This is a genomic window from Marinobacterium rhizophilum, assembly GCF_024397915.1.
Taxonomy (GTDB): domain Bacteria; phylum Pseudomonadota; class Gammaproteobacteria; order Pseudomonadales; family Balneatricaceae; genus Marinobacterium_A; species Marinobacterium_A rhizophilum_A.
On record NZ_CP073347.1, the window covers coordinates 1,332,540 to 1,355,523 of the forward strand.

General features: G+C 60.3%; 16 protein-coding genes. 5 read left to right on the plus strand and 11 right to left on the minus strand.

Annotation, left to right across the window (positions count from 1 at the left end; all coding sequences use genetic code 11):
* Positions 1-35 precede the first annotated feature (35 nt).
* The 4 genes from KDW95_RS05900 to KDW95_RS05915 all read right to left on the minus strand — a co-directional run bounded on the left by KDW95_RS05900 (position 36) and on the right by KDW95_RS05915 (position 8,121).
* Entirely contained in the window at positions 36-1,064 is a 1,029-nt protein-coding gene (locus KDW95_RS05900; RefSeq protein WP_255855358.1) for a TAXI family TRAP transporter solute-binding subunit, read from the minus strand.
* A gap of 372 nt (positions 1,065-1,436) precedes the next feature.
* Positions 1,437-2,837: a sigma-54-dependent transcriptional regulator gene (locus KDW95_RS05905; protein WP_255855359.1), complete on the minus strand. Its 1,401-nt coding sequence runs from the start codon at positions 2,835-2,837 to the stop codon at positions 1,437-1,439.
* A 138-nt stretch (positions 2,838-2,975) separates the two neighbouring features.
* A complete protein-coding gene (locus tag KDW95_RS05910; protein WP_255855360.1) occupies positions 2,976-5,105 on the minus strand; it encodes a sensor histidine kinase in 2,130 nt (709 codons plus the stop codon).
* A gap of 97 nt (positions 5,106-5,202) precedes the next feature.
* A complete protein-coding gene (locus KDW95_RS05915; RefSeq protein ID WP_255855361.1) occupies positions 5,203-8,121 on the minus strand; it encodes an insulinase family protein in 2,919 nt (972 codons plus the stop codon).
* 393 nt (positions 8,122-8,514) lie between these two features.
* Here KDW95_RS05915 and KDW95_RS05920 point away from each other — a divergent pair, with 393 nt between their 5' ends.
* Entirely contained in the window at positions 8,515-9,060 is a 546-nt protein-coding gene (locus KDW95_RS05920) for a phasin family protein (RefSeq protein WP_255855362.1), read from the plus strand.
* 327 nt (positions 9,061-9,387) lie between these two features.
* Here KDW95_RS05920 and KDW95_RS05925 read toward each other — a convergent pair whose 3' ends face one another.
* From KDW95_RS05925 to KDW95_RS05950, 6 genes are all read right to left on the minus strand, one after another.
* Positions 9,388-10,617 (minus strand): UbiH/UbiF/VisC/COQ6 family ubiquinone biosynthesis hydroxylase, encoded by a 1,230-nt coding sequence (locus KDW95_RS05925; RefSeq protein ID WP_255855363.1) that lies wholly within the window; start codon positions 10,615-10,617, stop codon positions 9,388-9,390.
* 89 nt (positions 10,618-10,706) lie between these two features.
* Positions 10,707-11,981, minus strand: a complete 1,275-nt coding sequence (serS, locus tag KDW95_RS05930) for a serine--tRNA ligase (RefSeq protein ID WP_255855364.1) — start codon at positions 11,979-11,981, stop codon at positions 10,707-10,709.
* A 23-nt stretch (positions 11,982-12,004) separates the two neighbouring features.
* Positions 12,005-12,376, minus strand: a complete 372-nt coding sequence (gene crcB / locus KDW95_RS05935; protein ID WP_255855365.1) for a fluoride efflux transporter CrcB — start codon at positions 12,374-12,376, stop codon at positions 12,005-12,007.
* A gap of 71 nt (positions 12,377-12,447) precedes the next feature.
* Positions 12,448-13,794, minus strand: a complete 1,347-nt coding sequence (locus tag KDW95_RS05940) for a replication-associated recombination protein A (protein WP_255855366.1) — start codon at positions 13,792-13,794, stop codon at positions 12,448-12,450.
* Complete coding sequence (gene lolA / locus KDW95_RS05945) at positions 13,794-14,429, minus strand: outer membrane lipoprotein chaperone LolA (protein WP_255855367.1); 636 nt, start codon at positions 14,427-14,429, stop codon at positions 13,794-13,796. The genes KDW95_RS05940 and lolA overlap by 1 nt, the downstream gene beginning before the upstream one ends.
* 2 nt (positions 14,430-14,431) lie before the next feature.
* Entirely contained in the window at positions 14,432-17,086 is a 2,655-nt protein-coding gene (locus KDW95_RS05950) for a DNA translocase FtsK (RefSeq protein WP_255855368.1), read from the minus strand.
* 433 nt (positions 17,087-17,519) lie between these two features.
* Between KDW95_RS05950 and trxB the strand changes: the two genes are divergently transcribed.
* The 4 genes from trxB to infA all read left to right on the plus strand — a co-directional run bounded on the left by trxB (position 17,520) and on the right by infA (position 20,326).
* Positions 17,520-18,476: a thioredoxin-disulfide reductase gene (gene trxB / locus KDW95_RS05955; RefSeq protein WP_255855369.1), complete on the plus strand. Its 957-nt coding sequence runs from the start codon at positions 17,520-17,522 to the stop codon at positions 18,474-18,476.
* Between the two features lie 68 nt (positions 18,477-18,544).
* Complete coding sequence (aat, locus tag KDW95_RS05960) at positions 18,545-19,246, plus strand: leucyl/phenylalanyl-tRNA--protein transferase (RefSeq protein ID WP_255855370.1); 702 nt, start codon at positions 18,545-18,547, stop codon at positions 19,244-19,246.
* Between the two features lie 12 nt (positions 19,247-19,258).
* Positions 19,259-19,966 carry an arginyltransferase gene (locus KDW95_RS05965; protein ID WP_255855371.1) on the plus strand — a complete coding sequence of 236 codons (708 nt, stop codon included), beginning with the start codon at positions 19,259-19,261 and terminating at the stop codon, positions 19,964-19,966.
* Positions 19,967-20,107: 141 nt separating this feature from the next.
* Positions 20,108-20,326 (plus strand): translation initiation factor IF-1, encoded by a 219-nt coding sequence (gene infA, locus KDW95_RS05970; RefSeq protein WP_007019821.1) that lies wholly within the window; start codon positions 20,108-20,110, stop codon positions 20,324-20,326.
* A gap of 379 nt (positions 20,327-20,705) precedes the next feature.
* Here infA and clpA read toward each other — a convergent pair whose 3' ends face one another.
* Positions 20,706-22,976 (minus strand): ATP-dependent Clp protease ATP-binding subunit ClpA, encoded by a 2,271-nt coding sequence (gene clpA, locus KDW95_RS05975; RefSeq protein WP_255855372.1) that lies wholly within the window; start codon positions 22,974-22,976, stop codon positions 20,706-20,708.
* Between the last annotated feature and the right edge of the window lie 8 nt (positions 22,977-22,984).

Below are 22,984 nucleotides of genomic sequence, written 5' to 3' on the forward strand. Positions count from 1 at the left end.
CATAAGCGCACCGGGCTGGGCCCGGTGCGACCGCCTTAGTTGGCGATCAGGTGCTCGGGGATCTCGACGCCCACTTCCTTGTAGTAGCGAGCGGCGCCGGGGTGCAGCGGTACAGGCAAGCCGGCAATGGCTTTTTCCAGCGCCATGTCCTTGGTCGCCTTGTGGATGCCATTGAGGAACGCCAGGTTCTCGTAAACGGTTTTGGTCAGCTGGTAGACGTCCTCTTCCGGGATATCATCCCGCACGGCGAGGAAGTTGGGCTGTGCCATGGTCTGCACATCCTGGGTCTGGCCGGGGTAGGTATTGGCCGCAATGGTGAAGCGCGTCCACAGCTTGTAGCGACCGTTGGCCTGGGTGATTTCCTCATCGGTGAAGTCCAGAATGCGGATATCACTGCCCAGCGCAGCAAAGGCACGGGTAATAGCCGAGGTCGGTACACCGGAGGGAATGTTCATGCCATCCACGGTGCCATTCTGCAGGGCATCGGCGGAAGGCCCGTAGCCCATGTACGCCATGTCCATCTTCGAGGGATCAAGGCCCAGGTTTTCGATAATTGTCAGGCCCGAACCTTCGGTGCCGGAGTTTTTCGGCCCGATGGAGAACTTGTTACCCTCCATGTTCTTGAGGTCCATGATGGTGCCCTTGGGCGCAAACTCGTTCTTCACCACGAACTGCTCGACGTTCTGCCACAGCATGGTAACCGAGCGCAGGCCTTTTTGCGGCCCGGTGCTTTTCAGGTCACCCTCGCCTTCCCAGGCCCAGGCACCATAAAGGCCCTGCAAAATGGCGAACTGGGCTTCGTTTTCACGCAGCAGCTTGATGTTTTCACCGGAACCGGCCGAGTTGATCGCGGACATGGCCATGCCGATGGATGGCTCCAGCTTGACCTTCGCCAGGGTTGCCAGGGCAACGCCGACCGGATAGTAGGTACCGCCAGTCGATGCGGTGGCCAGGATATAGGAGCGGTTTTCCGCCGCCTGACCCAGGGTCGCGACGGAACCCAGGGTGCTGGCAACCAGCGCCAGGCCAAAACCTTTCAGAAGTGTGCGTTTAGTCAGACTCATATCGGTGTGTTCTCTTGTCGTTATGGGAAAATCATTGATCGACAGTCATTAAGCAAACCCGATGCCAACTTGAATAAATATTTTAAACCATTGTTAATTAATAAATTTTTATTTAATGGTGCAGGTTTCACAATGGCATCGGCCGTTTTTTGCTCATCAGGGCCGGCGCACATCGGCCAAAAATGGCCTAGAAGTGCTGAAAACCGCCCTGCCCCCCTGTCCGGCGCCCAATATGGCCACCGGTACAACAGGTATAGGCAAAAAACGGCCGAGTTCCCACGACAAACCGGCAATCAGACGAATAAGGCGCCCATAAACGGAGAAATGTGTGTGGGGCGGGGACAGCCCCTGAACAGTGACCGCAACGCAGGTTCAGCCTTCCTGCGCGTCCTGCACGAAGTCGCTGCGGTTGATGCCGTAACGCATCATCTTCTGATTCAAAGTACGACGCGGCAGATCGAGTTCATCCATCACCGCCTTGATGGAGCCGCCATGGCGGCCGAGGGACTGGCGAATGATTTCCGCCTCGAAGGCCCCCACCTGTACGGCCAGGGGCTGGCTACCCGTTTCGGGCACCGCACCGGTTTGCACAGGGCGGACCGCCTGCATCGGTGTCACGGCCGGGAACAGCAGGTCCGCCAGTTGCCCCCGGTGATCCAGCGCAAAGCGCAACGCGATGTTTTTCAGCTCCCGCACATTGCCCGGCCAGCTATAGCGCTGCAGGGTACGGCGCTCAAGGTCGGTTATCCTGCGCGGCTCTCGCCCGTGCTGCACAGCACAGCGCTCGACATAGTATTCGAACAACAGCGGAATATCGTCGGCCCGGTCACGCAATGCCGGTATATGCAGCTGCGACTGATTCAGCCGGTAATACAGATCCTCGCGAAACCCCTCCTCCACCCGCAGATCAGCCTTGGCAGCGGCCACTAGCCGCAGGTTAACGCCGATGGGGCTATTGCCCCCCAGGCGCTCGATCACGCCTTCCTGCAGGGTACGCAGCAGCTTGATCTGCAGATGGGGAGGCATGCTTTCGATTTCATCGAAAAAGAAGGTGCCACCGTCGGCATACTCGAACTTGCCGATACGCTTCTTGAGCGCGCCGGTAAAGGCCCCGGCTTCGTGGCCAAACAGCTCACTTTCGATCAGGGATTCGGGAATCGCGCCGCAATTGACCGGCACGAAGTTGCGACTGCGCCTGTTGCTGAATTCGTGCAGGCACTGGGCGACCAGTTCCTTGCCGGTACCCGTCTCGCCGTAAATGATGACGTTGGTATCGATGGAGGCCAGCAGCAGGATCTCCTGTTTCAGCCGCACGATGGCCGGCGACAGCCCGATAAGGCGCGCATCTATGCCGGACTGGGACGCCAGGTCGTGCTGCAGACGGTCGTTCTCCAGCATCAGGCGACGCTTGTCGCAGGCCCGCTGCACAGTGGCCTCCAGACGCTCGGGGGCGAAGGGTTTTTCGATAAAGTCGTAGGCACCATCACGCATCGCCCCGGTCGCCATATCGATATCGCCGTGCCCGGTGACCAGCACCACCGGGATGCCCGGAACCCGCGCCAGCGCTTCGTGCATCAGCGCCATGCCGTCCATCCCGGGCATGCGCACATCGGTCACCAGTATGCCCGCAAAGCCCGGGTTCAGGTGAGCCAGCGCGCCCTGGGCATCGCTGCAACTGATAACCTCATAGCCCGACAGGCGCAACCACTGCTCGGTCGCCTTGCGCACCATAACCTCGTCATCAACCAGTAAGACTGTGCCTTGCTCAAGCATCAAAAGAACCCTGTGTAAAAAATCGGTGTGCCTCCACAACAGTCGGCGAGATTCGCAGACCGCCTGCTCGAACGCCGCGGGTTTTACCCTGTTTCCCAGGAACACGCAGACTGACTCCAGGGCTGCGCAGCACAGCTGTCAGCTGTCAGCTTTCCCTTCGCCCCTTTCTGCTTTTTTAACCTGTTCGTACCGCGGCAGGCGCAGGATAAAGCAGGCACCGCCCTCGGGCGTGTTCTCGGCGCGAATATTGCCCCCCAGATCACGCACGATGCTGCGCACGATGGATAACCCGAGGCCCAGGCCACTGCCGATCTGCTTCGTCGTAAAAAAGGGCTCGAACAGCTTGTCCAGCGCGCCCTCGTCGATACCCGTGCCCTGGTCCGCCAGCCGCAGCTCGAACCAGCCGTCCTCCGCCAGCAGCTGCAAGGACAGCCGTCGCGGCGCCTCGGTATGCTGCATCGCATCGCAGCCGTTCTTGATCAGGTTAACCAGCACCTGCTCCAGTCGCGCGCTGTCGCCGGCGACGCGATCATCCGCAATATCGGGTTTGAAATCCACCTGCACCTGCTCTTCGACAAAGCGGCCGCGAAACAGCGCCAGCGCCTGATCGATCGCGTGCAACAGGGACACCGCTTCCACGCGTTCAGGCTTGCGGTAGGCAAAGGTTTTCAGCTGGCTGGTGATCACCGCCATGCGTCCCACCAGGCCATCCACTTCGTCCAGGCTCTCGCTCAGCAGCTGCGGTTGCTGCAGCATCTTGCGGCAAATGGCCACATAGGTGCGCATCGCCGTGAGCGGCTGGTTGAGTTCATGCACCACGGCGCTGGCCATGCGCCCGAGCGCCGCGAGCTTTTCGGCCTGCAGCAACTCCTGCTGCATGCCCTGCAGTTCACGGGTACGGTCTTCCACCTTGGCTTCCAGGGTTTCATTGGCATCCTGCAGCGCCCGCTCCAGCCGCTTGCGCCGGGAAATATCGATCACGGTGACCAGGTAGCGGGCCTGGCCGGCGTGTGCGCCCTTCATCGCCCGAATCGAAATCAGCAACGGAAATTCGCTGCCATCACCGCGCAACCCCACGGCTTCCTGCCCGATCAGCGGCGCAAAACCGCGCTGCCCCAGACGCCCCAGTGCCCGCTCCAGTACACCGAACCCGGCCGATGGCGCCAGCAGGCGTCGCAGTGGCTGCGCCAGCGCCAGGGACGCTGACAGGCCAAACTGCTGCAGCGCAGTACCGTTGAGGAACCGCATCCGGCCCTGCTCATCCACCGTGATGAGCCCGACCTGGGCAGTATCGATAATGTCCCGCTGTTGCTGCTCGCTGTTGGCCAGCGCCTGCTGCGCCTGACGCTGCAAGCGCTGCTTTAGCGCCCGCTCGCGCAGGAACAGCAGCAGCAGTGCAAAAGCGATGCACCCGCCCAGGGTAAGCAGCATGGCGGAGCGCTGGTTGCGCCGCGCCGCGCCCGCATCCTGCTGGATGCTCAGCGTCCAGCCCAGATCATCGAGCTGCACCGATTGCACCATCGTCTCGCCGCCGGTCCTGGATGGCCAGAGCGAAACGCGGGTGCCGTTGTCCAGCCGGATATCCCGGGATTCCTTTGCCAGCTCGGCAAAGGGTTGCTGCAGCCAGCCGCTCTGGGACGCCGCAAACACCCGACCGTCACTGCTGGTCAGCATCCAGGGGACACCCGGGTCCAGGCGCTCCTGCAACAGCGCAAGGCTCAAACGGACCACCGCCGCCCCGATAAAACGCCGTTCGTCATATATCGGCGCCGACAGGTAAAATGCCGGTTGCAACTGATCCGAGTCGATCCGAAAACGCCGCCCCTGCTGACCCTCCCGGGCATCCGTAAAGTAATTGCGGTCGCGGTGCGAGCGCAGGTAAAAATCCTGCTGATCACGCCAGCGACTGTACGCCACGGCCCGGCCATTGCCATCCAGGATAAAAAGCCCGCTGGAACCCGCCACCAGGCTGGTCTGCTCCAGGTAGCGGCTCACCCGCACCCCCATGTCCTGGTTGGGGTACAGCAGCAATGCCCGCACATCCCGGTTTTGCGTCAGCAGAAACGGCAGGTAATCGTAGCTGTCGAGCCAGCTGCGGATTTCGCCAATACGCGAGAGCAGGACCTGGGTACCGGTTCGCTGCAGATACTGCAACGTCCAGTCCCGCGCCCGATCCGCCGCCAGCAGGGCCAGCGCGACTGCAAGCCCAAGCCCTGCGAGCCAAAAGCCCCATCGACGTCGAGTACGCTTGGAGAATGCCCGTTGCATGAGGACTCCCTTACCCCTGATTAGCCGAATCCGCTGGCGCCGGCGCAATAAACAAGGCCCCGCGTACGGGGCCTGCCTGGTGAGTCGGCGCTGGGGGTCAGATCGCGATGACCTCGTAGCCGTCACCCAGTTTCGCCGCCCCTGCCGGGTTGGTCACCACGGCAATGCTGGCGTTATCGCCGGTGAGGTAACGCTCGGCGACCCGGGTCAGATCCTCCAGCGTGACAGCCAGAATACGCTGACGGTACGCCCGCCGCTGTTCGGCTGTGCGGCCAAAGAGCGCACTGTGGTACGCCTGCTTGGCTTCGCCCGCCGGCGAACCCGGCTTGTCGATGGAACTGACCACACCCAGAATGGCCTCTTCCAGCTTTTGCGGGTCCTGTGGCGTGTCGAGCAACCAGCGAACGGATGCATCGAAGTCAGCCAGGGTCTCGGCCAGGCGCGGGTCGCGGTACGAGAAGAAACGGAACACCGCATCGGACGAGTCCTGACCCGCACCGGAGCCGTAGGCACCGCCTTTCTCGCGAATGGCACGGTGCAGGTAACCGTTGCGCAGGAAGTCTCCCAGCACGGTCAGTGCCGCCGAGTCTTCGTGCTCCACCGGTACCGTGGGATAGGCCTTGGCACAGAAGTTAACCTGGGTGCTGGTGGTCCAGAGCTGACGCACGGATTCCCGCACCGGCTCCAGCGCAAAGGCGCTGTACTGCGGGCTGACCGCCACATCCTGCCAGCGTGCCTCGATCTGTTGCTGCATGCTGTCCTGCTGGTCAGCGTCCCCCACCAGCAGGAAGCGACGCGGCGCCTGCTGCAGTTTCTGCTTGATGCCATCCAGCTGGGCCGCCAGCGTCGCCAAGGCGCTGTCGTCCTTGAGGGACGCATCCAGCGATTTGATAAAACGAATGCTTTCCAGGCCACGGGATTCGTGCCCCAGCTGCGCTGCCGGGCTCATGCGGGCCACGGCGGCGGTCATCGCCAGCGCGTGCCCCTGGCCGGTGATGCTCTGTTCCTTGCGGGTGCGGGTCTGGGCAACGATTTCACGCAGACGCTTGAGCTCGTCAAAGCGCGCTGCCTGCAGGGTTTCGTGCATCAGGTCGACCAGTTCCTGCTGCTTGCTGGCCAGGGCCTTGCCGGACAGCACCAGGTAACCGCTGACCTGCTGTTCATCGTCAACGGCGCCGCGCACCTCGGTATAGGCACCAATGCTGCCACACACCTGGGACTGGTACTGCTGGTTCTGCTTGTAGTCGCGATCGCCACAGCCCAGCTCCGTCAGGCAATGGGTAAACAGTGGCAGCAGGCGACGCTCCTGCGCGTCCAGCGCCGGCAGGTCGATAATGAGCTGCTGATATACCAGGCCATTGGTACCCTGGGCATAGGCCTCCAGCGCGAGCGGTGCCTGCTGCTGCAACTGGGGCTGAGGTATCTTCATTTGCGCCGGTACATCAGTGATGCCGACCTTGGGCAGGATACTTTCGTCATCCTCCTGCATCTGACGCGTTTCCAGCGCCTCGGTCTGCGCCATGATCTGCTGCTTTTCGCTGTCACTCAACTGGGCACGAATGGCCTCCAGCTGGGCGGTTTCCGCGGCATCACGCCGCGCCGCCAGCTGGCTGTCCGGGCGCAACGTCAGCCGCACCTGGTGGGCGTTCTCCAGCAGCAGTTCGCGCACCATGCTCTGGATGTAGTCCGGCTGCTTGATGTCCTCACGCAGTTTTTCCAGTACCGGGTCCAGGTTCAGCACGGCGATGGGGTCACCGTTGTGAATGCCTGCGGAAATGGACGACATGATCAAGTTCAGGCCGTAGGGGTAACCGTCACCGCTGAGTTCACGCTGGGACAGCTCCAGCTGATGCAGCTGCGCCTCCAGCATTTCCTGTGGCACACCGTTCTCGGCCACGTCTTGCAAGGTATCCAGCACCAGTTTTTCAAAGGCCTGCGCGTGCTGCGGATCACTGCCTTCCAGGCCACACATGAAGCTCATTTCGCGGTTGGAGTCCTCCAGCCCGCACAGCGGCGAGGGCGCACTGCCAAGCTCGCTGGACTCCAGGGCATGACGCAGCGGCGAGGCACTGTTGTCCAGCAGCACGCGGGACAGCAGGTGCGCACGCAACTGTGCCTCCAGGTCGATCGACTTGCCCAGCAGCCAGCCCATCACATGGTGGGTCTTGCCGCACAGGTCTTCCTCGTCCAGTGCATAGGCTTCTTCGACCCGAACCGGCGCGTGCAGGCGCTTTTCGTCCGTGACCTGAATATGAGTGTCCAGACGTTCGAACTGCGCCAGTGCCTGACCATCAAAGCGCGCCTGCAGCTCTTCCACGGCGATATCGCCGAAGGTCATGAAGACCGCGTTGCTCGGGTGGTAGTGACTGCGGTAAAAATCCAGCAGCTCGTCGTAGCTCAGATCCGTAATGCACTCCGGATCACCGCCACTGTTGTAGTGGTAGGTGGTGGTCGGGAACAGATGCTTGCCCAGGGTCTGGTACAGGGTGGACACGGCGGAGCTCATGGCCCCCTTCATCTCGTTCAGCACCACGCCCTTGTAGACCAGCGGCGAGTCCGGGTTGCCGGCTTCGCTGAATTCCAGACGGTGACCTTCCTGGGCAAAATCCAGCGGATCCAGCCGCGAAAAGAAGGTCGCATCCAGGTACACGTCCAGCAGGTTGAAGTAATCCTTGCGGTTCTGGCTGGCGAAGGGATAGGCCGTCCAGTCGGAACTGGTAAAGGCATTCATGAAGGTATTGAGTGAACGCCGCGTCATCATGAAAAAGGGATCACGTACCGGATAGCGCTTGCTGCCGCACAGCGCGGTGTGTTCCAGCATGTGGGCCACACCGGTGGAATCCATGGGCACAGTGCGAAACGCGACAAGAAAGACATTTTCTTCGTTGTCGGCGGCGATGTGGTAATGCCGTGCGCCGGTTTGCTGGTGCTCATACTCCGCCATTTCAATGTTCAGTGACTCGATGACTTCACTGCGGAGAAAACGAAAGCTGGAATGACAGTTTTGTGTCTGCATGAAAGCGATGTGCCTCAACCTGTCCGTGGTCGTCACTGCGACCTTGATGAAAAACGCAAACACCCATTCTATAGGCTCTGCGCGCGGTTTCAAAAAACTGTTGCATTGGAGTGCTAGATTGACGTCGATGTTCCGTACCGCGCAGCGGTTCTAGAGCCCAACAGCAATGTCTTCGCAACTGCGTAGAGCACTGCACCGGGGCGCCGCAGAACGCAGACTACAGTACGCGGTACAGGGACATCAGTACGAATTCGGTCTTCGAAAATATTCTTTGTGCAGCGCAACATTTTGGATTGACAGGGCGATCCCCTCGCTCTATATTTGATCTCAATTGCTGCAACGCACAAATTTGATTCCAGTTAACGCCGCCAATATCAAATTGAGGTAAAGAACATGTACAACGATATGATGAAAGACCTGAAAGACAAGATGCAGCCTGTTGTTGATATCACCGAAATCAACAAGAAAGCGGCGGAAAAGCTGTTCGCCCTGCAGTCTGCCTGCGTCACGGACCTGTTCAACAGCAGCATCGCCCAGATGAAAGCCCTGACTGCGGTCAAGGAACCCAAGTCTGCCGTGGAACTCCAGGTTCAGTTCTACAAGGCGCTGGAGTCCAAACTGACTGACGTTGCCGAGCAGGAAATCGCCACCCTGACCGAAGCCAAGGACCAGCTGAGCGAAATCGTTGAGAAAAGCATCTCCGATCTGTCTGAAATGCCGACCAGCAACTACTTCGGTGATTTCAGCAAGTTTGCCGATTTCAGCAAATTCACAGACATGAGCCAGTTCGCTGACTTCAGCAAATTCACTGACTTCAGTAAGTTCGCCGACCTGAGCGCCTTTACTGCCGCGCCTGTTGTTGAAGAAGCTGAAAAGAAAGCGCCTGCCAAGGCCGCGCCGCGCAAGGCCGCAGCTCCTGCTGCTACCACCGCCGCGTAACGTTGTTCTCTGGGGATCCACGTCCCCAACCACTCGGGTCTGGCCCTGCCAGATCCTTTTGGGGCTACCTCCGGGTAGCCCTTTTTTTATGTTCAGGATGAACGCTCCCTGGCAATTCCTTGAAATGCGCTCCTGCATTTTCAGGAATTCCTCCATCCCTGGCGGTGATGCCGTGGGTGCATGGATGCACACAACTACAGGGATGTAGGAGGTAGAGCGACGCAGGATGCCTAAGCCGAGGAACGGCGATGCTCAGGATGAACGCTCCCTGGCAGTTCCTTGAAATGCGCTCCTGCATTTTCAGGACTTCCGCCATCCTGGTCTCGCCTATTCCCGTATCACCGGTTCGCCCCTGGCCAGCGCCGGCAGCTTGCCTTCAAGCCCCATGGCCATGCGGATGACCTTGCGCTTGGCAGGCCCCAGCCGTTCCGCCAGCCCCAGTCCCAGATTGCGCAGCAGCTTGAGCGGCAGGTTGCTGTTACTGAATACCCGATAGAACGAATCCATCAGTTGCATCATCATCAGGTTGTGAGCGCGCCGTGCCCGCTCGTAGCGCGCCAGCACCTCCACCGCGACAAAAGCTTCACCCAGGGCCTGTGCCTCGATAATCACCTCGGCGAGCGCCGCCGCATCAAGCAAACCAATGTTGACGCCCTGCCCGGCCAGCGGATGAATCATGTGGGCCGCATCCCCCACCAGCGCCACGCCCTCGGCCACGTATCGCTGCGCATGCTGGCGCCGCAACGGGAAGGAACCGCGCCCCAGGACCGCATCGATCTGCCCCAGGCAGGCGGGAAAACTGTCCTGCACCCGCTGCAGAAAAGCCGTGTCATCCAGCGTCATCAACGCCTTCAGCGTATCCGGCTTGTCATACCAGACCAGGGAAGCATGATTGCCTCCCAGCGGCAGAAAGGCCAAGGGCCCTGTCGGCGTAAACTGCTGCCAGGTGATGTCCTGCTGGCCATAGTCCGTTTGTACACTGGCCACCAGGGCGTGCTGATCGTAATCCCACTGGGTTACACCGATACCCGCCGCCTGGCGCACCCGCGACTGGCCACCGTCTGCCGCTACCAGTAGACGCCCCAGCACCTCTCGCCCATCGGCCAGACGCACCAGACTGCTGCCAGGCGCATACTCGATATGCTCGGTTCGGGCCGGGCAGATCAGGTCAACGTTGGCAAAACCGCGGATACGCTCCAGCAGGGCCAGCTGTACCACGCGATTCTCGACAATGTGCCCAAGCTCGCTGGCGCCAATCTCGTCGCTGTGAAACTCCGTCGCCGCGCGCGATTCATCCGACTCCCACACTTTCATGCGCCGGTAAGGGCACAGGCGCCGGCTGCTGATCCCCTCCCAGACACCCAGCGTCTGCAAAATGGTGCGCGACGCCGCGCTCAGGGCCGAAACCCGCAGGTCATGGGGCTGCTGTGGTTCATAAGCCTGCGGAAAGTCATGTTCGATCAAGCCAACCGACAGCGGACTGTCACCGAGGGCGCAGGCCAGGGTCGCCCCGACCATGCCGCCACCGACGATCAGGATGTCATAGCGTGGTTTCATAACAGGCTCTTTGAGTACGGTTCAGGCAGGAGGCGTAATGCAAAAACGGCCCGGGCCACGACTGGGTCGCCGTGGCCCGGTGTTTGAGATCAGATCTCGGCAACACCGCCCATATACGGGCGCAGCACTTCCGGCACTTCGATGCTACCATCGGCGCGCTGGTAGTTTTCGATCACCGCCAGCAGGGTACGGCCAACCGCCAGTCCCGAACCGTTGAGGGTATGCAGCAGCTCGGGCTTGCCGGTTTCCGGGTTGCGCCAGCGCGCCTTCATGCGACGCGCCTGGAAGTCCAGCATGTTCGAGCAGGAAGAGATTTCACGGTATTTGTCCTGCCCCGGCACCCAGACTTCAATGTCGTAGGTCTTGGCCGCACCAAAGCCAAGATCGCCGCCGCAGAGCGTAATAACGCGATACGGCAGGTTCAGCATCTGCAGGATCTTCTCGGCATGACCGGTCAGTTCTTCCAGAGCATCCCAGGACTTGTCCGGCTCAACCAGCTGCAGCAGTTCAACCTTTTCAAACTGATGCTGGCGAATCAGGCCACGGGTATCCTTGCCGGACGCGCCTGCTTCCGAACGAAAGCACGGCGTATGGCAGGTGAAGCGCAGCGGCATCTGTTCCGCCGGCACGATCTCGTCCCGCACCAGGTTGGTCACCGGCACTTCGGACGTGGGAATCAGGTAGTAGTCGCGCTCGCCGAAAGGCACCTTGAACAGGTCCGCCTCGAACTTGGGCAGTTGGCCGGTGCCATACAGCGAGTCGGCATTGACCATGAATGGCACATAGACTTCCGTATAGCCATGTTCACCGGTATGCGTATCCAGCATCAGCTGAATCAGCGCGCGGTGCATGCGGGCGATCTTGCCCTTCATCACGGCAAAGCGGGCACCGGTCAGCTTGGCGGCGGTTTCAAAATCCAGCTCGCCGTGCTGCTCACCCAGGTCGATATGATCCCGGGGCGTGAAATCGAAGCTGCGTGGCTGACCCCAGCGGCGCACCTCGACGTTGTCGTCTTCGGTCTGACCTTCGGGTACGCTGGCATCCGGCAGGTTGGGCACGCCCAGCAGCAGATCATCCAGCGCGTCCTGCAGCTGTGCAAGCTGCACCTTGGCGGCATCCAGCTGCTCGCCGAGCGCCTTTACTTCGGCCTTCAGCGGGGCAACATCCTCTTTCGCCGCCATCGCCTTGCCGATCTGCTTCGAGCGGCTATTACGTTCACTTTGCAGGTTCTCGGTAAGAACCTGAACTTCCTTGCGCTGCTGTTCCAGTTCGCTGAAGCGTGCAACCGGGAAATCAAAGCCCTTCTTCTTCAGCAGTTGAGCGACTTCTTCTGGATTGGAGCGGACGTATTTAGGGTCTAGCATGGGATCTCAAGGCACCTTTCAAATCACAACAGGCGGGTTAGCGACATGCCGACATAGAGGGCGGCAAGGCACAGAATAACGCTCAATGATACATAGATTAATGCGGACATGACATGCCCTGCCTGCAGCATCGCCACCGATTCCAGCGCGAAGGTGGAAAAGGTTGTGAAGGCCCCCAGAAAACCGACCATCAACAGCGGGCGCAGCTCCGGGCTCAGCCGTGCCTTCTCCAGCACCAGCACAAAGAGCACGCCCATCAGCAGGGAACCTCCCACGTTGCACACCAGGGTTCCCAGCGGAAAGCGACCATTGGCATTGCCGAGCAAACCACTCACCCAGTAACGCCCCAGCGCGCCCAGGGCACCTCCCGTGGCAATGGCTATAACATGCAGCATTCATCGTCCTTTTTCATCACAGGCCGCAGGCGTTTGCGGTTAACTCATCGCCTGCCGACAGCCTCCTGACATTATGTCGGATCATAGCGACGCCGCGCGCTCCTGGCATCAAGGCCGGCCAGATGATCCAGTTTGTCGGCGATTTTTTGTTCCAGCCCTCGCCGGCTCGGTTTGTAGTATTGCCGCTGTGCAATCGCCTCCGGCAGGTAAACCTCCCCGGCGGCATAGGCGCCGTCTTCATCGTGGGCATAGCGGTACTCCTCGCCATAACCCAAATCCTGCATCAGCCGGGTCGGGGCGTTTCGCAGGTGCGCCGGCACCTCGAGACTGGCATCGGCAGCCACATCGGCACGGCACTGATTGAAGGCACGATACACCGCGTTGCTCTTGGGGGCACAGGCGCAGTAGATGGCGGCCTGGGCAATGGCACGCTCGCCTTCGGAGGGACCAACGCGCTCGAACGCATCCCAGGCGGACAGCGCCACCTGCATGGCCCGGGGGTCGGCGTTGCCGATATCTTCCGAGGCAATGGCCACCAGGCGGCGCGCCACGTACAACGGATCGCAGCCGCCATCGAGCATGCGGCAATACCAGTACAGGGCGCCATCAGGGGATGAGCCGCGCACCGACTTGTGAAACGCGGAAATCATGTCGTAGAACAGGTCACCCTGCTTGTCGAAGCGCCGCCCGCCCGCGCCAAGGACTTCGGTCATGACCGACTCATCGATGCGCTCGACATCGCCATCGGGCTGGGCCAGGTCGGTGGCAATCTCCAGCAGGTTCAGTGCCCGTCGCGCATCGCCATCGGCCGCCGCGGCTATCTGTTCCAGTACACCCTGGGCAACATCCAGCGGACGCAGCCCCAGGCCACGATCAGTGTCTTTCAAGGCATGGCGCAGCAAAGCCAGCAGGTCAGCTACCTCCAGGCTGCGCAACAGGTAGACGCGGGCACGGGACAGCAAGGCGTTATTGAGTTCGAACGACGGGTTTTCCGTGGTCGCGCCGACGAAAATAACGGTGCCATCTTCAATGTAGGGGAGAAAGGCATCCTGCTGGGATTTGTTGAAGCGGTGCACCTCGTCCACAAACAGGATGCTTTTGCGCCCGGACTGGGCCTTGTAGGCTCGTGCCTCGTCGATCGCGGCCCGGATGTCCTTGACCCCCGACAGCACCGCCGACAGGGTAATAAAATGGGCATCGATCTGCCGGGCCATGAGGCGCGCCAGGGTGGTTTTTCCAACCCCCGGCGGGCCCCAGAAAATCATCGAGTGGGCAACGCCCTGCTCCAGCGCCAGGCGCAATGGCTTGCCGGGCGCCAGCAGATGCTGCTGGCCGGCGTATTCATCCAGGTTGCGGGGGCGAATGCGGGCAGCCAGCGGCTCGTAGCCCGGTGTGGTATCGGCAAACAGGTCGTCCATCAGGCACCCGGGTCGACAATCAGGTCGGCACCTGGCGGCACATCAAAACTGAACAGCTCAGCATCCAGCGCCGGATTCAGCTGCTGGCCGTGAAAGGCAATGGTGGTACGCTGACCAAGGGAATCCTCCAGCATCAGCTGCCCAATCTGTTGCTCGACAAACAGCAGGCGAATGCGGGTAAAGGTGCCCTGATCACTGCGCGGCAGCAGTTCGAACAGCGTTTCGCTACCGGACTCATGCACCAGGCTGATGCTGAAGTCCTCGCCCAGGCGGTCGACCTGGCCATTCAGAATCAGCGCAGGCGCACTGTTGCCGTTGGTATCGAAGGGCTTGCGCGTAACCTGCATCAGGTCGGGATCGTAAATCCACAGGAAGGTACCGTCATTGACGATAACCTGGGGAAAAGGCTCTTCACTGGTCCAGCGAAACAGGTTGGGCTTGCGCAACTGCAGGGTTCCGTTGGTCGCCTCGGTACGTTGACCGTTGTCGGACACGGAAAACTGCTCGAACTCCGAACTGAAGGTCTCGTAGCCCTGCAACATCTGCTGTAGCCGGGCATCGGCATCCAGCGCCCAGAGTGGCGTCGAAAATAGCGATAAGAGGCCTGCAAAACCAACAGCAACTAATTGTTTCATAATCAATCTCTCGGTGGCGGTGGCGCGAGCACTTCGCGCTGACCATTACTGCCTGCCGGCGTGACAACCCCGGCAGCTTCCATGGTTTCAATCATGCGGGCGGCGCGGTTGTAACCAATCTTCAACTTGCGCTGCACGCTCGAAATCGATGCCTTGCGGCTTTCCAACACAAAGGCCACAGCCTCGTCGTACAGGGCGTCCTGCTCGTCATCGAACAGCCCCGCCGAGGGCGCGCCGCCTTCCGACGGGTCGGTGAGAATGTCATCGATATATTCAGGTGCGCCATAGAGCTTCCAGGCCTCGACGATGCGGTGCACTTCGTCGTCACTGACAAAGGCACCGTGCACGCGGTTGGGCACACTGACACCGGCGGGCAGGTACAGCATGTCACCGTTACCCAGCAGGTTTTCAGCACCCGACTGATCCAGGATCGTGCGCGAATCGATCTTGGACGACACCTGGAAAGCAATCCGGGTCGGCACGTTGGCCTTGATCAGGCCGGTGATCACGTCCACCGAGGGCCGCTGCGTGGCGAGGATCAGGTGAATGCCGGCCGCACGGGCCTTCTGGGCAATTCGGGCGATCAGTTCTTCTACCTTCTTGCCGACGATCATCATCATGTCGGCAAACTCGTCGATCACGACCACAATGTACGGCAGGGTGTCGAGCTCCGGTGCCGGGGTGTCGAACGGCAGGCCTTCCTGCTCCGGATTCCACAGCGGATCCTTGATCGCCTGGCCCTGCTCCCGCGCATTGAGGAGCTTCTCGTTAAAGCCCGCGAGATTGCGCACCCCCATCTTGGCCATCAGCTTGTAACGCCGTTCCATTTCGGCAACACACCAGCGCAGACCACCGGCAGCTTCCTTCATGTCGGTAATAACCGGTGTCAGCAGGTGCGGAATCCCTTCGTAAATAGACAGCTCCAGCATTTTGGGGTCCACCATCATCAGGCGCACCTCATCGGGCGTCGCCTTGAACAGCAGGCTGAGCAGCATGGCATTGACGCCCACCGACTTGCCCGACCCCGTGGTACCGGCCACCAGCAAGTGAGGCATCTTGGCCAGATTCACCACCACCGGGTTACCGGCGATATCGTTGCCCAGCCCCAGGGTCAGCTTGGATGACGCTTCGCGGTAAGGTTTGGAGTTCAGCACCTCACTCAGGCGCACGGTCTGGCGGGACTCATTGGGAATTTCGATACCCACCACCGACTTGCCGGGAATCACTTCCACCACCCGCACGCTGAGCACCGCCATGGAGCGGGCCAGATCCTTGGCCAGGTTGGTGATCTTGCTGGCCTTGACGCCAGGGGCGGGCTGCAGTTCAAAGCGTGTAATGACCGGGCCCGGGTTAACCTCCACCACCTCGGCGACCACACCGAAGTCCTTCAGCTTGTCTTCCAGCAGGCGCGACATCATCTCGAGCTGATCGTCGGTATAGCCCTGCTCCTGGTGCAACTCCGGCGGGTCCAGCAGGTCCAGCGAAGGCACCTGCTGACGCACCGTGCGAACGCCACTGCGAGCCTCATGCTCCAGCCCCAGGTCGCTGTCCTGCATCGGCTTGTGCGCTTCGGCCAGCGGCACGATACGGACACCCTTGCGGACCGCCTCTTCCGTCACCGCAACAGCGCTGTCGGCGGCCGGCGCCAGGCGACCTGCAGCAGCATCTCCAAGCCCGGATGCGGTAGCATCAGCTACCTGCGATAGCGCGACAGAAGATTCATCATTCGCTACCTGCGCCGCAACCGGGTTCGCGGCCCGCTCATCCCCTGCAAACGCAAAACTGGGTTCGACACGCTCAGGGGGCGCTACGGTCCGGGTCACTCCCGTCTCAGCAGGGGACAACGGGCTGTCGCCACCGGTAAACTCCGGCGTCAGAAACAGCGGGGCCTGCTCCTCACTCAGGGGCGTACCCCTGTGCGCAGGCTCCGTGCGCACGCGCGCGCTGGACACGCTGCTGCTGTACTCCTTCGCCCGGGCTGTTGCTGTATCTGGAACCTCGGCACTCCCTGAACGGGATGTACGGCGTACCGGCAGCCGGCCCAACCCCCGCAGCCGGGAAAAGGCAGACAAGAGGGCACGGCCGATCGATTCCAGCGCCTGGCCGACCGAGACCTCAACATAACAGGTCAGGCCCACCAACATCAGCGTCCAGAGCACAACAGACCCGCCGAGCACACTGAACCAGGACACGACCCAGTCCGACAGCGCCTGGCCAATCAGGCCGCCGGAGGTAAAGGGGTACTCGAACAGGCTATTGGAAATATGCAGTGATGCCAGGGCACAGAGTCCGGCCACAAAAACCAGCGCGCCCGTTGCTCGCAGAATAAGGTACGGCATGCCATCGAGCAGCGAGACCTTGCGGCGCACAAGAAAACGCAGCGACGGGTAAAGCATCAGCAACGGCACAAGCCAGGCGCCGACACCGACAAAGGAAAACAGCCAGTCGGCCACCCAGGCGCCCGTGGTGCCGGCCAGATTTCTGACTTCGGGATGATAGCCCAGATGCGACCAGCCGGGATCCCGGCTGTCATACCCCAGCACCGCAATCATCAGATACAGGCAAACGCCCAGCACCAACATTAGCGCTGATTCCTTGGCAATACGTACCAGCAGTTCCGCAAACGACAGAGATGCTTTCAAATTCTGTTCACTCAAACAACAAGCCCTTAATTTAGCCCGATTTTTCAGGCCAACAACATACCACAATTGGCGGTTTGGGTTGACTCGCTATTGATGCAAAGACATGAATAAGCGATAGTTACCCGCAATACGGCAATGGCGGTTTGCGATGCAGGACAACAGCTGCAAATCGCAATGTATAACCAGTTTCCCTAGACTATACAGGGCAAGTCTGACAGCCGGCTGAACGTGCGCAGGCGATATTGCTTCCCGTCGCCATACAGGCTCAGATCAGCTACGGGATTGAATTACGCCCCCGCCGCCCTCACTTTCAGGAGCCTGTCCGGCAATGACCGCCCTCCTCTGCAGTGGTACCACCTGCATGAGCGCCGTTTCCTGAACAGAGCCGACAGATACCCGGCGCCCTGGGCGCCCGGCACAGTTACTTAAACATCGACACGGATTGAACATGAGCGAAGTCAAACATCACCGTCTTATTATTCTTGGTTCCGGCCCCGCCGGCTACACCGCCGCGGTGTATGCCGCCCGAGCCAACCTCAACCCGGTCATCATCACCGGCATGCAGGCCGGTGGTCAGCTGACCACCACCACCGATGTCGACAACTGGCCGGGGGATGCCGAAGGCGTACAGGGCCCCGAACTGATGCAGCGCATGCAGGCACACGCCGAACGTTTCAATACCGAAATTCTGTTCGACCACATCAACGAAACCGACCTGCGCAGCCGCCCGTTCCGCCTCAAGGGTGACATGGGCACCTACACCTGTGATGCCCTGATCATTGCCACCGGTGCATCGGCCCAGTACCTGGGACTGCCCTCGGAAGAAGCCTTCATGGGCAAGGGCGTTTCTGCCTGCGCCACCTGCGACGGCTTCTTTTACCGCGGCCAGAAAGTCGCGGTCGTCGGCGGCGGCAACACGGCTGTCGAAGAAGCACTGTACCTGTCCAACATCGCCGCCGAAGTGACCCTGGTACACCGCCGCGACAGCCTGCGTTCCGAGAAAATCCTGCAGGACAAGCTGTTCGAGCGCGCCAAGAACGGCAATATCAAAATCGTCTGGAACCATACCCTGGACGAAGTCCTGGGCGACGAGACCGGCGTCACCGGCATGCGCATCCGCAGCACCGAGGATGACAGCAGCCAGGACATTGATCTGGCAGGCGTGTTTATCGCCATCGGCCACAAGCCCAACACCGACATTTTCGAAGGCCAGCTGGACATGCACGATGGCTACCTGAAAATTCGTTCGGGCCTCGAAGGCAACGCCACCGCCACCAGCGTCCCGGGCGTGTTTGCCGCCGGTGACGTCAGCGATCATGTCTATCGCCAGGCCGTGACGTCCGCAGGCTTTGGCTGCATGGCCGCCCTGGATGCAGAGCGCTACCTCGACGACCTGGAAAAGTAAGCCCCCGCCTCGCGCCACCCGGGCAGGCCCTGCGGCCTGCCCGCCGCCCTTACCATAGGGAAACCTCGATGATTTCCTGGCTGTCCCGCACCTCGCATCAGTTTCCACCGGCGTCACAGGCCCTCAGTGACCCCAACGGACTGCTCGCCGCCGGCGGTGACTTGAGTCCCGAGCGACTACTCAGTGCCTACCGCAATGGCATCTTCCCCTGGTACAACCCCGGCGAGCCCATTCTGTGGTGGAGTCCCGATCCGCGCTGCGTCATCTATACCGACCGCCTGCATATCTCCCGCAGCCTGCGAAAACGCCTGCGGCGCGACAATTACCAGGTCACCTTTAACCAGGCCTTCGGTGCAGTCATGGAGGGTTGCGCCGCGCCGCGCTCTGGCGCCAGCGGCACCTGGATCAGTCGCGAAATGCATGCTGCCTACAATCGGCTGCATCAAGACGGTCAGGCACAGTCGGTCGAGGTCTGGCAGGACGGCGAACTGGCAGGCGGCCTCTACGGTATCGCAGCGGGACGCATGTTCTTTGGTGAATCCATGTTCAGTCGCCGTACCGATGCCTCCAAAATCGCCTTCGCCTGGCTGGTCGAACAACTTAAAAACTGGGACTATCCTTTAATTGATTGCCAGGTTCACAACCCGCACCTCGTTACTCTGGGCGCCGAAGAGATCCCACGGGAAACCTTTCTTCAGGAACTGAATCGAAATATCGACATCCCGTGCACGACAACCTGGAAATTCGAAATCGATGCCAGTGTATTTTGAGGGCAAAGCTCCGTGACCACCCTGCGACAACTGCACTTTTACTCCACACCAGAGCACGAGTGCAGTTACATCCCCGGCCGCATGGCCCGCACCCTCTTTGTGGACCCCCAGGCCATCATCAGCACGGACGCCTACAGCCAGCTGTCAGAGCTGGGGTTTCGTCGCAGCGGCAGGCACATCTATCGCCCGCACTGCGAAGGCTGCCAGGCCTGCGTCTCGGTGCGCATACCGGTGGACAGCTACAGACCCGGAAAAAGCCAGAAACGCGTCCTGAACCGCAACCGGGACCTGTCGTGTCAGCGCGTGATGCCGATCATGACCGACGAGCATTACGCCCTCTATGCGCGCTATATCAACTCCCGCCATGCCGACGGTGATATGTACCCCCCCTCGGCGGAACAGTTCCGCGCCTTCCTGGTAGAGGGGCACGACAGCAGCTTTTTCTTCGAAGTACGCCTGAATGATCAGCTCCTGGCCGTTGCCGTGACCGACCAGCTGGCCCAGGGACTCTCCGCGATCTATACCTTCTACGACCCGGACCTCGGCAAGCGGAGCCTGGGAACCTACTGCATCCTCACCCAGATAGAACAGACCCGCCAGTTGGGCCTGCCCTATCTCTACCTGGGTTACTGGGTGAAGCAATGCCAGAAAATGAGCTACAAGATTGGCTACCGGCCGCTGCAATTGCTGCTTGATGGCCACTGGAGCGAACTGCGATAGTGACTTCAGCGCTCGAATCTCTTTGATATAACACCGCTTTTAAGGCAGAATACGGCGCTTCACTGAGAAGCGCTGAAATTATTCGCATTAAATCAGCGTAGAAGACTGGGTTAGCAACAGCTTTAACAAGGTAGGTACTGAATGGCCAAAGAAGATAGCATTGAAATGGAAGGCACCGTTATCGACACGCTGCCGAACACCATGTTTCGCGTAGAACTCGAGAACGGTCACGTTGTGACAGCACACATTTCCGGCAAAATGCGCAAAAACTACATCCGCATTCTGACCGGCGACAAAGTCAAAGTCGAACTGACGCCCTACGACCTGAGCAAGGGTCGCATCGTCTACCGCGCTCGCTGATTGCACGCCATACACCCAGCTCTCTTCCGCTTTATCAGCTTCAGTGGCAGCACCCTCGCTGCCACTGTGCTGCATACGCTACCCTCGTGCCCGCCTTGCCCCATCGCTCCGCCGCCTGATCGGTCGTCCAACAAAGCCCCATAAAGCCCCGCAACGCCAGTCATGCAATCATCGACAGCAAAGATGCGCCCGCAATAATCAGACCAAGCAAACGGACATCAAACCAGGATAGTAGCGCAAGGACTTGGCTGTTTAAGCCGGACATGCATTACCGGCTTGAGCGACTGCAGCCATGCCTGAAAAGGCGCCTGGCGACCTATGGATCAAGAATGGCTGGCCAGGGTTTCAAACCCAGGGCCAGCCAGTGTCAACCAAGATGTCAGTGACAGCCTTCCGGCTGCTCCGACACCACGTGCAACGCCAAGCTGCCGTCATCACCGACACTGATTTCGACCGTACCCCCTTCTTCGGCCAGCTCGCCAAACAGGATCATCTCGGCCAGCGGCTTTTTCAGCTGCTCCTGAATCAGGCGCTTCATCGGGCGGGCACCCATAGAGTCGTCATAGCCCTTTTCAGCCAGCCAGGCACAGGCCGAATCATCGACATGCAGCACAACCTTTTTCTCATCCAGCTGCGCCTGCAGCTCCGTGAGAAACTTGTCGACCACGCCGCGGATAATCTCCGGCGACAGTGACTTGAACTGAATGATGCCATCCAGGCGGTTTCGGAATTCCGGCGTGAACATGCGGCGGATCGCTGCCATGCCGTCACTGGCATGATTCTGGTGCGTGAAACCAATGGACGGCCGCGTCATGGCCTCGGCGCCGGCATTGGTGGTCATCACCATGATCACATTGCGGAAGTCCGCCTTGCGGCCGTTGTTATCCGTAAGGGTACCGTTGTCCATCACCTGCAACAGCAGGTTGAACACCTCGGGATGCGCCTTCTCGATTTCGTCGAGCAGCAGCACACAGTGCGGTGACTTGGTCACAGCCTCGGTCAGCAAACCGCCCTGATCGTACCCGACGTAGCCCGGAGGCGCACCGATCAGGCGTGACACCGTGTGGCGCTCCATGTATTCCGACATATCAAAACGCACCAGCTCGATACCCAGAATACGCGCCAGCTGCGAGGTCACCTCGGTCTTGCCGACACCGGTGGGGCCGGCAAAGAGGAAACAGCCCACCGGCTTGTTGGCTTCCTTGAGCCCCGCGCGGGACAGCTTGATCGCCGACGACAGCGTATCGATGGCCTGCTCCTGCCCCAGGACAACCATCTTGAGGTTGGAGTCGAGCTTCTTGAGCAGGTCCTTGTCGGACGCGGACACGCTTTTCGGCGGGATACGGGCGATCTTGGCCACCACGATCTCAACCTCGGGAACATCGATCAGCAGGGTGCGACTTTCTTCGGGCATCAGGCGCTGGTAGGCACCGGCCTCATCAATCACATCAATGGCCTTGTCAGGCATGTGCTTGTCGTTGATATAGCGATCCGCCAACTCGGAGGCTGCGCGCAATGCCGCATCGGTGTACTTGAGCTGGTGATGCTGCTCGAATCGGTTTTTCAGACCCTTGAGAATCTGGTAGGTATCCAGCACGCTGGGTTCCAGCACATCAATTTTCTGGAATCGACGCGCCAGGGCGCGGTCTTTCTCGAAAATGCCGCGAAACTCCTGATAGGTCGTCGAGCCGATGCAGCGAATCTCGCCGGAGCTCAGCATGGGCTTCAGCAGGTTGGAGGCATCCATGGAACCACCCGATGCCGCGCCTGCACCGATAATGGTATGAATTTCGTCAATAAAGAGAATCGAGTGCTCCTGGCTGCGAATTTCGCCAAGCAGCGCCTTGAGGCGCTTTTCGAAATCGCCACGGTACTTGGTACCGGCCAGCAGAGCCCCGAGATCCAGCGAGTAGACCACGCTGTCGGCGATCACCGAAGGTACCTGCTCCTCGACAATCAGCTTTGCCAGACCCTCGGCAATCGCCGTTTTGCCCACCCCGGCCTCGCCCACCAGCAGCGGGTTGTTTTTGCGTCGGCGTGACAGAATCTGGATAACCCGCTCAACCTCGGCATCGCGCCCCACCAGCGGATCGATACGCCCCTGCTGCGCCAGAATATTGAGGTTAACCGCGTACTTGGACAGCGCACTCTTGTCCTTGTCGTCTCCGGCCTCGGAGTCCACCGACACTTCGTGATCCTGGGCTTCGTGATCCGACACCCGGGAAATACCGTGGGAGATGTAGTTCACCGCATCAATGCGCTCCACGCCCTGCTGCTGCAGCACGAAGACGGCCTGGCTTTCCTGCTCACTGAAGATCGCCACCAGTACGTTGGCACCGGTGACCTCATGCCGCCCTGAGGACTGCACGTGAAAGACAGCCCGCTGCAGCACACGCTGGAAGCCCAGCGTTGGCTGAGTTTCCATGTTCGGAATGTTCTCCGGCAGCAGCGGCGTGGTTTCATCTATAAAGGTGGTCAGCGATTGACGCAACTTCGCAATATCCGCACCACAGGCGTTCAACACCCCCTGAGCTTCGCGATTATCCAGCAACGCGAGCAACAAGTGCTCGACCGTCATGAACTCATGCCGCTTGTCCCGGGCGACCCGGAAGGCTGCGCTGAGGGTCTCTTCCAACTCTCTGTTAAGCATGGCGGACT